The sequence below is a fragment of the Natronomonas aquatica genome, from assembly GCF_024449025.1.
Lineage (GTDB): Archaea > Halobacteriota > Halobacteria > Halobacteriales > Haloarculaceae > Natronomonas > Natronomonas aquatica.
On sequence record NZ_JAHLKM010000005.1, the window covers coordinates 49,605 to 62,903 of the forward strand.

11 protein-coding genes and 3 tRNA genes are annotated in these 13,299 nt (G+C 63.7%); 8 read left to right on the forward strand and 6 right to left on the reverse strand.

Annotated features, from left to right (window positions below; genetic code table 11):
• Window positions 1–150 precede the first annotated feature (150 nt).
• On the forward strand, window positions 151–612 hold the full coding sequence (gene rimI, locus KM295_RS06050; RefSeq protein WP_256029068.1) for a ribosomal protein S18-alanine N-acetyltransferase: 462 nt from the start codon (window positions 151–153) through the stop codon (window positions 610–612).
• 7 nt (window positions 613–619) lie between these two features.
• On the opposite strand, the gene KM295_RS06055 is transcribed toward rimI, so the two are convergent.
• The gene (locus tag KM295_RS06055; RefSeq protein ID WP_256029069.1) at window positions 620–1,204 is read right to left on the reverse strand and encodes a DUF309 domain-containing protein; all 585 of its coding nucleotides are present in this window, start codon (window positions 1,202–1,204) and stop codon (window positions 620–622) included.
• Window positions 1,205–1,395: 191 nt separating this feature from the next.
• Between KM295_RS06055 and KM295_RS06060 the strand changes: the two genes are divergently transcribed.
• Both KM295_RS06060 and KM295_RS06065 read left to right on the forward strand, forming a co-directional pair.
• Window positions 1,396–2,976, forward strand: a complete 1,581-nt coding sequence (locus KM295_RS06060) for a hypothetical protein (RefSeq protein ID WP_256029070.1) — start codon at window positions 1,396–1,398, stop codon at window positions 2,974–2,976.
• A gap of 89 nt (window positions 2,977–3,065) precedes the next feature.
• Window positions 3,066–3,476, forward strand: coding sequence for an acyl-CoA thioesterase (locus KM295_RS06065; protein WP_256029071.1), 411 nt, complete (start codon window positions 3,066–3,068; stop codon window positions 3,474–3,476).
• A 498-nt stretch (window positions 3,477–3,974) separates the two neighbouring features.
• On the opposite strand, the gene KM295_RS06070 is transcribed toward KM295_RS06065, so the two are convergent.
• Window positions 3,975–4,047: transfer RNA gene (locus tag KM295_RS06070), tRNA-Arg, on the reverse strand.
• A gap of 163 nt (window positions 4,048–4,210) precedes the next feature.
• Between KM295_RS06070 and KM295_RS06075 the strand changes: the two genes are divergently transcribed.
• Genes KM295_RS06075 through KM295_RS06085 form a run of 3 tightly spaced genes read left to right on the forward strand, consistent with a single transcriptional unit; the run spans window position 4,211 to window position 7,109 of the window.
• On the forward strand, window positions 4,211–5,614 hold the full coding sequence (locus KM295_RS06075; RefSeq protein ID WP_256029072.1) for a single-stranded DNA binding protein: 1,404 nt from the start codon (window positions 4,211–4,213) through the stop codon (window positions 5,612–5,614).
• A gap of 50 nt (window positions 5,615–5,664) precedes the next feature.
• On the forward strand, window positions 5,665–6,102 hold the full coding sequence (locus KM295_RS06080; protein ID WP_256029073.1) for a histone: 438 nt from the start codon (window positions 5,665–5,667) through the stop codon (window positions 6,100–6,102).
• On the forward strand, window positions 6,099–7,109 hold the full coding sequence (locus KM295_RS06085) for a histone deacetylase family protein (protein ID WP_256029074.1): 1,011 nt from the start codon (window positions 6,099–6,101) through the stop codon (window positions 7,107–7,109). Before KM295_RS06080 ends, KM295_RS06085 begins: the two co-directional genes overlap by 4 nt.
• Window positions 7,110–7,122: 13 nt before the next feature.
• On the opposite strand, the gene cca is transcribed toward KM295_RS06085, so the two are convergent.
• A complete protein-coding gene (cca, locus tag KM295_RS06090) occupies window positions 7,123–8,466 on the reverse strand; it encodes a CCA tRNA nucleotidyltransferase (RefSeq protein ID WP_256029075.1) in 1,344 nt (447 codons plus the stop codon).
• A 136-nt stretch (window positions 8,467–8,602) separates the two neighbouring features.
• On the opposite strand from cca, the gene KM295_RS06095 reads away from it, so the two are divergent.
• Window positions 8,603–8,675, forward strand: a tRNA-Asn gene (locus tag KM295_RS06095).
• 43 nt (window positions 8,676–8,718) lie between these two features.
• Here the strand turns inward: KM295_RS06095 and KM295_RS06100 are convergent.
• Window positions 8,719–9,756 (reverse strand): matrixin family metalloprotease, encoded by a 1,038-nt coding sequence (locus KM295_RS06100; protein WP_256029076.1) that lies wholly within the window; start codon window positions 9,754–9,756, stop codon window positions 8,719–8,721.
• Window positions 9,757–9,949: 193 nt separating this feature from the next.
• On the opposite strand from KM295_RS06100, the gene KM295_RS06105 reads away from it, so the two are divergent.
• Window positions 9,950–10,053 (forward strand) — tRNA-Ile (locus KM295_RS06105).
• A gap of 423 nt (window positions 10,054–10,476) precedes the next feature.
• On the opposite strand, the gene KM295_RS06110 is transcribed toward KM295_RS06105, so the two are convergent.
• Both KM295_RS06110 and KM295_RS06115 read right to left on the reverse strand, forming a co-directional pair.
• The gene (locus KM295_RS06110) at window positions 10,477–12,207 is read right to left on the reverse strand and encodes a methyl-accepting chemotaxis protein (protein WP_256029077.1); all 1,731 of its coding nucleotides are present in this window, start codon (window positions 12,205–12,207) and stop codon (window positions 10,477–10,479) included.
• A gap of 270 nt (window positions 12,208–12,477) precedes the next feature.
• Window positions 12,478–13,230 carry a DICT sensory domain-containing protein gene (locus KM295_RS06115; RefSeq protein WP_256029078.1) on the reverse strand — a complete coding sequence of 251 codons (753 nt, stop codon included), beginning with the start codon at window positions 13,228–13,230 and terminating at the stop codon, window positions 12,478–12,480.
• Window positions 13,231–13,299 lie beyond the last annotated feature (69 nt).

Consider the following 13,299-nt stretch of genomic DNA (forward strand, 5'->3'; position numbering starts at 1 on the left):
GGATGCACCCAAAACAGGGTGCAGTCGACGGTTTGCCCCGATATAATATCAATCTTCCGGCCGAGGGCGTCGGGGGTCCTATCCCGTCGCTGTCACCGAGAGCGTTCCTCGCCGGTAAGCCTATATAAGCGACAGCACAACGGTCGGGTCGTGACGGCCGCCGAACCGCGGACGGACCTCGAGATCAGGGCGGTCACCCGGGCTGACCTCCTCGAAGTCTTCCGCATCGAGAGGCGATCCTTCGACCAGCCGTGGCCCTACGCGGCGTTCGAGCGGTTTCTCGGTTCGACTGGGTTTCTGGTCGCCGAGGACGACGCCGTCGTCGGCTACGTCGTCGCCGACACGGTCGACCGCGACGGTGCCCGGATCGGCCACATAAAGGATCTCGCCGTGGCGCCGTCCCGACGGCGCGAGGGGATCGGTCGGCAGCTCCTCTCGGAGGCGATCGTGGCCCTGGCGACGGTCGGCGTCGCCCGGGCCAGACTCGAGGTCCGGGCGAGCAACCGGGCGGCACAGTCGCTGTACGAAGCGTTCGGGTTCGAGTCCCACCACGTCCGGCCGGGCTATTACGACGACGGCGAGGACGCCTACGTGATGGTCCGGAAGCCGTGAATCCGGGTCAGAACAGTCCCTCGACGTCCGCGTCCCGCATCCGTCGGCGTTCGACGTGTTCGTTCAGGCGCTGTCGGACGATCGGATCGTCCCGTCGGAGGTAATCCAGCGTCAGCGTCACCAGAGGGCTCGTCCCGTTGTCCGCCTCGAGATCGGCGTTGGCGTACTCGACGGCCGCCAGCACGGTCTCGTCGTCCCGCGTCTCCGCGAGCGCCCGGGCGGCCGTCCCGGCGGCGGGAAACCGGAGGTCCCCGACGGTGACGACTTCGCCGTCGATCCGGAGCTCCGGCGGCTCTTCGTGTGTCCCGAGGTCCGGGTCGGCAGCCAGCCGATCGAGCCACGCCGAGAGCGCCCCGGTGTCGACTTCCCCACAGCTGTTCAGATATCCGACGGCGCTCTCGGCCAACCCGGCCGCACCGGACCGGTTTCCGGCCTTCGATTTATAAACGGCGGCGGTCGCCTGGATCAACCCCTGTAGACAGTCCTCGCGCTCGCCGGCCGGGTCCTCGAGCCACCGCTCCTCGAGCGGTTCGTGGGCCGCGAGGTAATGGCCCGCGTTGTAGAGGGCGATCCCGGCACGGATCCGCTCCATACGGACAGATTGGACTCGGACCCGCATAACTCCCCGGCCTCGTGTTCGTATCGGCGACTGTGTCCCGATGTCGGCACAGCGGTGAACAACTATACGTATCCGGACAGTTTACACGAGCGAATGGTACTATCTCGTCTCGCCGCCGGCCGGGACGGTAGAACCGGACCCCGGCGGCGCGAGGGGTGGTGACCGTGGGCCCCGTCAGAGGCTCGAAGCGGATCGTCCATCCCGGCGGGCTCGCGGTCGCACTCGTCGGGTTCGGCATCACCCGGTTCGTAGTCGCCGGGACCGTCCAGAGTCGGGCGATGCTTCCCTTCGTGGTCGCCGTCGTGCCGCTCGTCGTCGGACTCGCGTTTACCATCTACGGGGTGATCCTGGCGATCGGCGATCTCTCGGCGGCGTACATAAACACCGTCGTCCGCTGGACGTTTCTCGGCGTATCGGCGATGGCCGCCGTGCTCGGGCTGACGGCGCTCGGCGCGCCGGGCGACGTCGCCAGCGGGCTGGCGATGCTCCAGGGGTCCCAGCTTCTGGTATCGAACACGCTCCTCGGAGGGGCGGTCGGCGGCGCGCTCACCGGCGACCGCGCGGGACGGAACCGCCGACACCGAAACGAGATCGAACTCCAGGCGGAGCTGGCGCTCATCGCCAACGGCCTCCTCCGGCACGAGGTGCTCAACGCGACGGCGATCATCGACGGCTACGCCTCGCTGTTCGACGAGGACGCGCCGCGGGACTCCGACGTGGCGGCGATCCGGACGGCGACGGACCGGATCGAAACGACGGTCGCCGACGTCGGCGAGGTCGGCCGCCCCCGTGACGAGGACTCGTTCAGAGCGGTCGCGCTCGGACCCCTCCTCGAGGAGGAAACCGACGCGCTCGAAGCGCACTACCCGGCGGCGACGTTCAGCTACACGGCGCCGGAGACGGACGCACAGGTACTCGCCGATCAGCGGCTACGATTGTTAGTCCGCAAGCTCCTCGAGACCGTCGCCGCCCGGAACGAGGAGACGTCGGTCACGGTGGAGGTGACCGTGGAGCCGTACAGCGTTTCGCTCTCGGTCACGGCCGACACCGGGACGGCAGCCGATATCGACGCGTCGACGGAGGACGATCCGGCGGTCGGGTTCGATCGCCGCATCGTCGAGTTGCTGTCGGACTATTATGCGGGCGGTCTCGAGATCCGATCCGCCGCCAGCCCGGCCGAGAGCCCGGTATCGGCGGCGCTCACGCTGCCGCGAGCCACGGGCGAGCGGACCGCCGCCGGACGGTTCGGGGTCGCCAGCCCGGGACTCGGGGGCGCGATCGGGGCGGGCGTCGTCGCCGGCGTCGTGATGGGGATACTGTCGGACGCACTCACCGGATTGCTCCCCATAATCGGCAGCCTGTACGGCGTTTCGGACCCGCTCGTCGGCTGGATCACTCACCTGTTCCACAGCGTGGTCTTTGCGTTACTCTTCGCCGGCGGCTACACGCATCTCCGCGAGGGCCGTCCGAACGGGACGGCACTGACAGGGGGACTGTTCGGCGCCGGGTGGGGGGTCGTCCTGTGGCTCGTCGCTGCCGGCCTCATCATGCCGGTCTGGCTCCGGCTGGTGGGCGTCCAGGCGACCCTGCCGAACCTGACCGCTGTCGGGCTGTTCACACACGCCGTCTGGGGTGTCGTTCTCGGGGGCGGCTACGTGTGGCTACGCCGGCGGCTCGAGGCCAGCAGGCGCTGGGATCGCCTCGAAGAGATGGCCGGACAGCGAGTCGGCCGGGTGCTCGGGTAGTTCCGGCTTCCCGGAAGACGCCCCGTATCGGCCGGGGATCGGTCCCCGTGATCGACGCTGTTTTGTCCGTAGTTGACGAGGGACTATCCATGTCCGAGTACACCTTCGAGACGTCGTTCGATCCGCGGTTCACCGACCTGGACGTGAACGGCCACGTGAACCAGGCCACGTACCTGAGCTATCTCGAACACGCCCGGACGAAGTACTGGGAGGAAGTGATCGGGATCCGCCACGACCGCACGCCGGTCGCGATCGTCCGCCAGGAGATCGAATACAAGGCGCCGATCCTCATCGACCAGGAGGTCACCGTCGCCCAGCGCATCGTCGATCTCGGCCGAACGAGCATGGAGATCGAGTACGAGATCCGCGCCGACGGGGCCGTGGCGGCGACGGCCGAGGTGGTACTGCTGGCGATCGATCGGGAGACCCAGGAAGCGGTCCCGATCCCGCCGGAATGGCGCGAACCGATGGAAGCCCACGAGGGGCTCGGCGGGGAGTGAGTTCGCGTACGATCGGCGTACGGAACGTTCGAAGGGTGTTCAAGACGGGAACGTGCGGCTGACCGAAGGGCGCCCCCGGAACGCGAGCGGCGACGCTTGGGGTACGGATCCCGAAGTTCGGGGATATTGGCCGCGGTCGAGTTCCGAACGGTCGACGGATGGGACTTCAAAACACCGGGAAGGGATGAGATCCCGGTGGGATCGTAACGTTACGTCACACGATGTAACGTTCAAGCTTCCAGGCTGGGGGGTGGGGTACCGTACCGGTGGGTCTGGAAGCTGTCCGTTGTTAAGGTGTATTACTCAAAGATCGTTTGGCATGCTATGCCATGTCATTTATACCGAGGTACTTCGGATTACACCGTCGTTTTTCGCCGTACACGTTCCCGATCGCGGTATGAGGCGTGACATCCTCCACGCCGATCGGCTCGGCTTCGGGAACGGTTTCCAGACTCGGGATCGTGCAATGCAACAGCCGGACGGCGGCGAAAACAATTACGTCCGGACGGAGATTTGAACTCCGGTCCCTGGCTCCGCAAGCCAAGAGGATAGTCCACTACCCTACCCGGACTCCTTTCTCTCTAATCCGGTTCGACGTATAGGGGTTACGGTTCCCCCGACCGAGGGTATTTATCCGAAGCCGGAACCACGACGCGTATGTCACGTCGACACCGACACGAACCGCGCCGACACCGACAACGCTTTTCCGGAGGCGGTGTTTGCTCTCCGTAGCAATGGGCGCCATCGAGGAGATATACGCGGATCTCGACGCCGACGTCTCCGAGGAGGAGTTCCGGGAGGCCGTCGAGGAGAAAATCGAACAGATGGGCGGGCTGGCGGACGAGGAGACCGCCGCGATGCTCATCGCTCACGAACTCGACGGCGGGGAGGTCGAGACGATCGCCGACATCGAACCCGGCCTAGAGGAGGTGAAGTTCCTCGGCAAGGTGACGAGCGTGGGGGAACTTCGGACCTTCGAACGTGACGACGACGGGGAAGGCCACGTGTTGAACCTCGACGTCGCCGACGAGTCCGGGTCGGTCCGGGTCGCGGTGTGGGGCGAGGACGCCGTCGCGGCAGAGGAAGAGATCAAGGCCGGCGACGTCTTCCGTATCAAAGGCCGGCCGAAGGACGGTTACAACGGGATCGAGGTCAGTGCCGATCGGCTCGAACCCGACGATGAGGCCGACATCGAGGTCGAGATCGGCGGCCGCGTCACCGCCGGCTCGCTGTCGATGGGGCAATCGGACGTGACCCTCCGGGGGGTCGTCCTCGATACCGGGTCGGTCCGGACGTTCGATCGGGACGACGGCAGCGAGGGGCGGGTCTCGAACCTGACGCTGGGCGACGAGACCGGGCGGGTTCGCGTCACGCTGTGGGACGATCGGGCCGAGCGGGCCGAACAGCTCACCGCGGGGCAAAGCGTCGAGATCGTCGACGGCTACGTCCGTGAGCGCGACGGCAGCCTCGAGTTGCACGTCGGCGAGCGCAGTGGGATCGACGAACTCGAAGAGTCGGTCGAGTTCGCCCCCGACGCCGACCCCATCGCCGACGTCGAGATCGGCGAGACGGTCGACATCTCGGGGGTCGTCCGGTCGGCGGATCCGAAACGGACCTTCGATCGGGACGACGGCAGCGAGGGACAGGTCCGGAACGTCCGCGTCCAGGACCGGACCGACGACATCCGGGTCGCGCTGTGGGGCGAGAAAGCCGATACGGATCTCGGCCCGGGCGACGAGGTGTTCTGTGCCGACGTCGAGATCCAGGAGGGCTGGCAGGACGACCTCGAGGCCTCCGCCGGCTGGCGCTCGACGGTCGTCGTTCTCGACGGCGCCGAGCCCGATCGTGGCGGCGACTCGGCCGGACTGGATCAGTTCACCGACGGGGCATCCGGAAACGGCGCCGGAACGGAAGCGGCCTCGGGGGACGAAAACGACGGAGGGGAAACCGAGAACACGGCCGGGGGCGAAGTCGAGACGTTCACCGGGACCGTCGTCCAACCGGGGGATCCGGTCATCCTCGACAGCGGCGACGAGACGGTCCACGTCGAGACCGACGCCGACGTCCACCTCGGACAGGAGGTCACCGTCCGGGGCCGACGGGACGGCGAGACGTTCCGCGCCGAGGACGTCTTCTAGTTCGGGACGGCCTCGCAAAGATTAAGGCCGACTCGGCCCCCGTTGGGTGTATGAGCGTCGAGTTACCGTTCGCCCCCGTCGATACGGTTATCCGGCGGAACGCCGGGGAGTTGCGGGTCAGTGCCGGAGCAGCCGAAGAACTCGCCCGCCGGATCCAAACGCGTGGGGCGGCGCTCGCCGCCGGGGCGGCCGAAACGGCGACGGCCGACGGCCGCAAGACGCTGATGGCGGCGGACTTCGACGCCGACACGATCGACAAGGACGAACTCGAGTTGCCGGTCGCCCCCGTCGATCGGATCGCCAGACTCGACATCGACGACCGATACCGGGTGTCGATGGACGCCCGGATCGCGCTCGCGAACGAACTCGAATCGTACGCAGACGCCGTCTCAACCGCTGCCGCGATCCTCGCACGGCACGCGGACCGCCGGACGATCAAGGCGGAGGACATCGAGACGTACTACGAACTCGAACCGTACTTCGAATGAGGTTCGGATATCGCGAGGTCTGCCTGGAACACGATACCGGCCCCCGTCACCCCGAGAACGCCGACCGCCTTCGGGCGATCAGACAGGCGCTCTCGAAGCGACACGGCGTCGCGTATCGCGAGGGCGAACCCGCGAGCAGGGCGGCGATCGAGGCGGTACACGACGCCGACTACGTCGACGACGTCGAGGCGTTCTGTGCCGACGGGGGCGGCACCTGGGATGCCGACACCGTCGCCGTCGAGGAGACGTGGGACGCGGCGCTCGCGGCCGCCGGACTGGCCTGCTGGGCCGTCGAGGCGGCGATCGACGGCGCCGACGGGCGGGCGACCCCCTTCTCGATCGGTCGCCCGCCGGGACACCACGCGGAGATCGACGAGGCGATGGGGTTTTGCTTTTTCAACAACGCCGCGGTCGCGGCCCAGCGAGCGATCGACCGGGCGGATTCGGGCGTCGATCGGGCCGTCGTCTTCGATTGGGACGTCCATCACGGCAACGGGACACAGGACATCTTCTACGACCACGAGGACGTCTACTACGCCTCCATCCACGAACAGGGGCTGTTCCCCGGAACCGGCGACGTCCTCGAAACCGGCGGCCCGAACGCCAGGAAGACGATCCTCAACGCGCCGCTTCCGGGCGGCAGCGGCGACGAGGAGTACGCGGCGTTCGTCGACGACCTCCTCGATCCGGCGATGGAGCGGTTCGATCCCGACATTTTCGTGGTCAGCGCCGGGTTCGACGCCCACCGCAACGACCCGATCTCGCGGATGCGCGTCTCGACGGAGGGGTACGGCCACCTGACGAGCCGGGTTCGGGCGATCGCCGACCGCCACGACGCCCCCCTCGCGTTCGTCCTCGAAGGGGGGTACGGCCTCGATTCGCTGTCCGAGTCGGTCGGGATGGTACACGAAGTGTTCGACGGCCGCGAACCGGTCGCCCCCGACGAGGAGGTCAGTTCGAAAGCCGGACGCGTCCTCAGCGACGTCCGGGACGCCCACGATCTCTGAGACGCATCGACGGTCACGGCTCGGGATCGAAGTACGCCGCGAGTTCGGCGCCGAACTGCCCGGCCAGCGTCGCGATCTCGGCGCCGGCGAGGACCGTATGGCCCTCGGCGAGTTTCGACTCGACGTGCGGTCCGAGCGAGACGTCGAAAAGCTCCGATCGGACGAGTTCGACCGGCGTTCGCACGTCGCGGTCGCGTTCGACGACGTACCGGCCCGATTCGTCGATGAACGGCCCCGTGACGTCCTCGTTCCGGTACGCCCCGTAGAACCCCTCGGCGTGCTCTCTGACGCCGACCGGCGGCCCCTCGTGGCGACTGACGGCCGAGAGCCGCCCCACGGCACACTCGACAAAGAGGACAGCGTCCTCGGCGGCGAAACAGGTGCTCCGGAGCGGGCTGAAGCCGGCCCGATCGAGCGCTCCCTCGATGCCGTCGAGTGATTTCTCGAGTTGCGGGTAGAGCTGGTCGTCGACGACGTCGGGCGCGTCGAACCGGACGGCGACGGGAGCCGTTCCCCGGTCTTCGACCCGCGCGCGAACGTCGGCCGCCGACAGCGGGTCGGGCTCTCTTTGCTCGAAACGCTCCGGACGTGGGTCCGCGAGGAGTTCGCGGGCGTGATGGACGAGGCGGGCGACGTTTCCCGGCGAACAGACCGCGGCGACGTTGCGCTCGGGATCGGTCGGATCGACGACGACGAGCGGATCCTCGAAGGACCGCTCGCCGTGGTCGGCCGGGTCGAGCCGGATCGGCGGGGTCCACTCCGCCGCCGCCTCGAGGAACGGCCGGAAGCCGCCGTGCTCCAACACGAGCAGTTCGGTCAGAAATCCCGAGAACCCCTTCGTCCGGAGATCGCTCCCGTAGGCGCCGATCGCCGAGAGGAACGCCTTCGCGACCCGGACGTCGTCGGCAAAGGGGTCGATCCGTCCCTCCAGATACGCCGTGTGGAACGGCGTCCGGTCGACGGCCGATCGGATCTCGGTCGCGCTCTCGACGGCGTAACACGGCACACAGTCGACCTCGAAGCCGCGGATCTCACCTTTGACGTAGGGGTGTTCGGCGAACTCCTCGTGGCCGTCCGGGAGGACGGCGTAGCCGACCTCGAGGCCGTACCGCTCCAGATCGGTCCGATCGAGATCCGGCGGAAACCGGACGAAGAGATCGATATCGCGGTCGCCGGCGAGCCACGTCCCGCGCGCCGTCGATCCGACGAGTGTCGTGTCGGCCGCAATCGGGAGGTCCGCGATGGCCGCCTCGGCGCGCTCTTCGAGTTCCCCGACGGCCGTCTCGAGGGTGCGAACCTCGGATTCGTCGGGGACGACCCGCTCGCGGACGCCGTCGACGACCGATTCGAGCGACATACCCGCGGTTGCGGCGTCGGTTTATAAAGCGTGTCGGTGCGTCGGGATCGAACGCCGGCGGCTGTGATCGATCCACACGGCGGGCGAGGAAACGAAAGCCATATGTGGCGATTCGAACTACGTTGGGGCGCGGAGGGCCGCCGTAGCTCAGCTGGTAGAGCACCACGCTGTTAACGTGGTTGTCCCAGGTTCGAGACCTGGCGGCGGCGTCCGTTTTTCTGTCGAACTCGGCGACAGAGACGAGGGGTGTCACTACGCCCGATCCGGATCGGCTGCCGTTTCGCCGTCGCTCCCTTCCTGCAGGAGTCCGAGCGCGCGGGCGATCTCCGCCGGAGCGGGAAACGCCACCGACCGAAGGGAATCGGTGATCTCCCGGGCGGCCGCGGCTCGATCGCGGGCCCGTGATACGTTGCCGCCCTCGTATGCGCTCGCGGCCGCGGCCATCCGTTCGGCCCGCGTTATCGCGAGATCGATCCACTCCCGGGATTGATCGAAGTAGAGCCGCAACGTCTCCCGATCGACCGTTTCGGGGCGATCCATCCCGTCGAACCCCTCCTCGAGTTCGGCCGCGGTTTCGATGGAGGCGACGACCGGACGGTATCGTTCGGCCGCCATCCCGAACCCGGCTTCGGCGGCCTGATACTCGTCGTTGTTCCAGTGCTCGATCGCCTGGTTGTACCTGCGGGTGCCGTCGTTCCGACCGTTCCAGGCGTTCTCGATCGATTCGAGTATCTCGCGTCGCCGGGTGTACTCGGGAAGCCGGTCCTCGATGTCGTTCGACATGAGATGCGCCGGCTCGTCGTCGTGGCCGAGACCGAGCGCGTGCCCGAGCTCGTGTTTCACTGTCACACGGACGTCGTCGGTGGGCCGATCGCCCGCGACGACCTCGACGGTGATCGGCCGTTCCGGCCGGTGATCGGCCTCCAGAAGGGGTGCACAGCCGAGGAGTTCCTGTGACGCGTGGTCCCGACAGCCCTGGAGTTCGTCCCGGCTCGCCAGAAAGACGAGCTCGATATCCGGCGATTCCGTGACGATCTCGAAGGCGACCTCGAAGCCGGCGTATTCGGCCGCGTTGGCCGTCCAGTACGTCAGCGCCTCCCTCGTCAACCGCTCGATGTCGTGTCGTCCCCTGCTTCGATCGACGATGGAGACGGTCGTCGTCCCCGAAAGCGGGTGGCCGTCCGCCGCCCGGACGCCCGCCGCACGCTCTTGGATCTCGCGTTCGACTGTCGAACAGCCGGCGAGGGCGACCGCCACGCCCGCGATAGCGTGCCGCCGACTCAGCTCCATACCCCCATTATGGTCGGCAACACTGTATATCTCTCGGCTGCGATTGCTCGCTGAAACCTGCGACTGCTCGCTGAAACGATACCGCTCCGGTTGCGCGCGTACTCGATCTCATCCCCGTCGTCGTGTCGAGGTCGCCGGCCCCGCGGCCACTCCCGGCAGACTAAAGAGGACTGAGCGGATACCCCGAGACGTAGGGCCCTTAGCTCAGTGGTCAGAGCGCTCGGCTCATACTCCCGGTGGCCGACCCCGTCGGGATGGGACACCGAGTGGTCGCCGGTTCGAACCCGGCAGGGCCCATCCAAACACCGAACGATTCTTAGCCGACCTAAACGGTGGATAGAACGCACCTACCGCCAATTTTCTTGTTTCAGCGTGAGTTCGACCGGTCATTTTCATCTGGAGTTCACTTGGCCACCAAACGGGGGGGCGCTGCCTTCCGGGCTTCTGTGATATTCGAAACGGGGATGGAACTAAATCAATTGCCGATTGAGGGTGATCAGTTCTTGTTGTGCACAGCGAAACAGCGGTATTTCTCTGTGAGTTTAGACGGGGCTACCGATTGTTCTGTACACTTATTATTAAACACTAACTCAGCTCTGAGCACTAAGTCAAACTAAGGAAGGATTCACTAATCGGTTCTATCCACCAACATAGCAACTAACCGCCGTCATCATAGGTGTCTAAATTGCCTTGTTGGATCGAGATACTGCGTCCAGGTGATCAGTTCGTCGTTTCCAAGTTTGCGTTCTCGTCAGCGGCGAGTTTGAACACGTCAACTCGGTCGTACAGCTGATCGCTTATTGCGCTGAGTTGCTGTGCGTTCGCGGCCACCTCTTCCATCGCATCAGATTGCTCATCAACACCGTTCGAGATCTGCTGAATCGACGCCGTGATCTCTTCACTCATACCGGCTGTATCTTCCATGACCGTACTGACGACCTCGGCGTTTTCAGCCTGTGACTCGACGGCATCAGTAATCTCCTCAAGTCCTTCGCTCGTTTGATTCGCTCGCTCGTCGATCGTTTGAAGTCGTTCGGTTAGCTCTTCAACCTCATCGGCTCCGTTTTTGACTTTCTCGTTGGCGTCGGTAATACTCTCAACGAGATCCGCCGTCTGCTCTTGTACGTCGGTGATGATACCATCGATCTTGTCGGCCGATTCCTGTGACTCCTCGGCGAGATTCTTGACCTCATCTGCGACAACTGCAAACCCCTCGCCAACATCACCCGCACGGGCAGCTTCGATATTAGCGTTCAGGGCGAGAATATTCGTCTGATCGGCGATGTCGGCGATCATCTCGATGATTTCACCGACTTGCTCCATGCTGTCTTCAAGATGGTCGATCCGCTGTGCGACTGTTGAGGTTGCATCGGTCGCTTCCCGGATCTGGCCAGCTGTCCCTGTCGCATCTTCGACTCCTTTTGAAGCGATACTGGCGACTTCTTCTGACTGAGAGTCGATCTCCTGAATGGTGGCTGTAATCTCTTCAATCGAAGCCGAAAGGTCATCGATGTTCTCGTTAGTCCGCTGGGAATCCTCAGCGAGATCATCAGCTCCGTTGGCCAGTTCGGCCGACGACGCGTCGATCTGTTGAATCGAGGCCGTTATTTCTTCGCTGTTCGCGCTGAGTGTCTCGCTCGTCTTGTTCAATTCCTCAGCGTTTTTCGTCAGCGTCTCTACCATGTCGCGGATATTGTCCGTCGCCCTGTTGAGGTTCTGGTTCAGTTGCGTGAACTCCTCGTAGACCTCAGCGGCTTCGTCATAATCTTCTTCAGGTTGCGGGACAGTCGGATCGATGGTTAGATCGCCCGCTGCGAGCCGAGCAAGTTTGTCTTGTAGGTCATCGAGAACATCCTGCTGGTACTGTTCGAGGAACTGTTTTTTGTTCCGTTGTCGGTTGCGCTCAGTCACGTCCTTCTCGATGAGCATCGCGCCGAGGAACGTCCCGCCGTCGTATAACAGCGTGACAGTCCGCTCTAGTGGCGTCTCCTGTCCGGCGACAAGCATGGTTTCCTCGCGTTGTTGAATGTCCTCGCCGCGTTCGATCGCCTCGGAGACGATGTCGCTGGCCGAGCTGTCGTCAGCCTGTAATGCGTGTGGGACGGTTCCGAGCGCTTCCTGTTCGGTACAATCGTACAGATCCAGTACCTGCTGGTTGATGTGGGTGATCCGGCCGTCGACATCAACTACAACGGTCGGTTCCTGTAACCCATTGAGAATGCTCTGGACGATCGCCTGTGACTCATCCGAGCGGGCTTTTTTACCGTTTCGCCGCGAGGTCTCGGTAGGCGGATTCGTTGTATTAGATCCGGACTGATCTGAGTACGATCCGTTCCCGTTTCTACCAAGTAGTCTGTCGACGATCCCGTCTGATTCATTCGATACGTCGTTCCATTCGACGGTTTCGGCTTGATGGTCGGAGTGCCCGTCCCGCTCGGTTTGTTTGCTCATACCCCACCATCAGAACATTCTTATTAAATGCCTTGCTCGATTACACTTCTCGTTTTTCAATATTGGGAACCCTTTCGGCACTCGACAATTACAATCCAAAATCAGCTTTTTAGTGGCTTATTCGGCCAATCAGTCCCAAATGTGAGACGGACCGGGAACTGCGGTTTGTTCCAGCATAAGTAACAGATATTGGTAAATATGTATAAAGATTGAACAATCTGTTCGGGTCAGTTTTAAGAACATAGTCGTTTCACGATGGATTCCGTGCAATCAGGATTCGGAACGCGGGCGGCTGTTAGTAACGGGTAGATACGTGGCTTCGAGATATTCAAGAACACCATCGATGATCCGTCCATCATATGTCCACGCACCGTAGAAGGTGTCATCGCCGCGCTCTTCGGCGAGGAGAGCACTCTTTTGGGTTTCGTCGCCGCCGCCATCGAAGACAACAAACCAAGTCTGTGCGAGTTCGTCCGAGTCGATCGCATGTACCCGGGCCCTGCCAAGCTCAGGCGGTGCAGTGTCCGGAACTCCATAGGCATGAACCTCAAGGCCGCGGTGAGCGAGGTCTGTGTAGATCGCCTGCTGGTCAGCCAGTATTGAACACCGCTGAAATCCAGCGTGAACCGTTCCACTCCCGACTCGGCGGGCACGATCTTCGATTTCACGGGACGCGTAGAGCATCTGCTCGGTATCGTACGACGTGAACGTCGTTTCCTTGAGGTAGCCGAGGACTGCCTCGTATTCTCCATCCGCGACACCAATCGTTTCGGACCGAGCTGGCGAGTGATCGACGAACTTCCGGAGCGTCTCAATATCGACTCTGCTAAGGACTTCGGTGTTGTTGCTGAGGATAGCGATTGGTGGTTGTCGTGACGCTGTCTGACTCATCGAGACATTCACATTCTGTGCGGCAAAGTAGGTGGTGAGACGCTCAGCAAGCGGGTCGGATGAATCGATATTGAATAATACGAGTTCTTTTTCGAGTTGTCTGATCTGCTCGATGCCATCCTGAAGGCTCATCACAATATGCTACGATGAGGGGGGGTATTAATAGTCGGCCTTTGATGTATTTACTCTGCTTATCCAAAC

What these genes read in the sequence shown, in the direction of transcription:
- KM295_RS06055 (WP_256029069.1), bottom strand. Translation starts at nt 1,204, where the DNA reads ATGGAGCGGATCCGTGCCGGGATCGCCCTCTACAACGCGGGCCATTAC.
- KM295_RS06065 (WP_256029071.1), top strand. Translation starts at nt 3,066, where the DNA reads ATGTCCGAGTACACCTTCGAGACGTCGTTCGATCCGCGGTTCACCGAC.
- KM295_RS06075 (WP_256029072.1), top strand. Translation starts at nt 4,211, where the DNA reads ATGGGCGCCATCGAGGAGATATACGCGGATCTCGACGCCGACGTCTCC.
- KM295_RS06080 (WP_256029073.1), top strand. Translation starts at nt 5,665, where the DNA reads ATGAGCGTCGAGTTACCGTTCGCCCCCGTCGATACGGTTATCCGGCGG.
- KM295_RS06085 (WP_256029074.1), top strand. Translation starts at nt 6,099, where the DNA reads ATGAGGTTCGGATATCGCGAGGTCTGCCTGGAACACGATACCGGCCCC.
- cca (WP_256029075.1), bottom strand. Translation starts at nt 8,466, where the DNA reads ATGTCGCTCGAATCGGTCGTCGACGGCGTCCGCGAGCGGGTCGTCCCC.
- KM295_RS06100 (WP_256029076.1), bottom strand. Translation starts at nt 9,756, where the DNA reads ATGGAGCTGAGTCGGCGGCACGCTATCGCGGGCGTGGCGGTCGCCCTC.
- KM295_RS06110 (WP_256029077.1), bottom strand. Translation starts at nt 12,207, where the DNA reads ATGAGCAAACAAACCGAGCGGGACGGGCACTCCGACCATCAAGCCGAA.
- KM295_RS06115 (WP_256029078.1), bottom strand. Translation starts at nt 13,230, where the DNA reads ATGAGCCTTCAGGATGGCATCGAGCAGATCAGACAACTCGAAAAAGAA.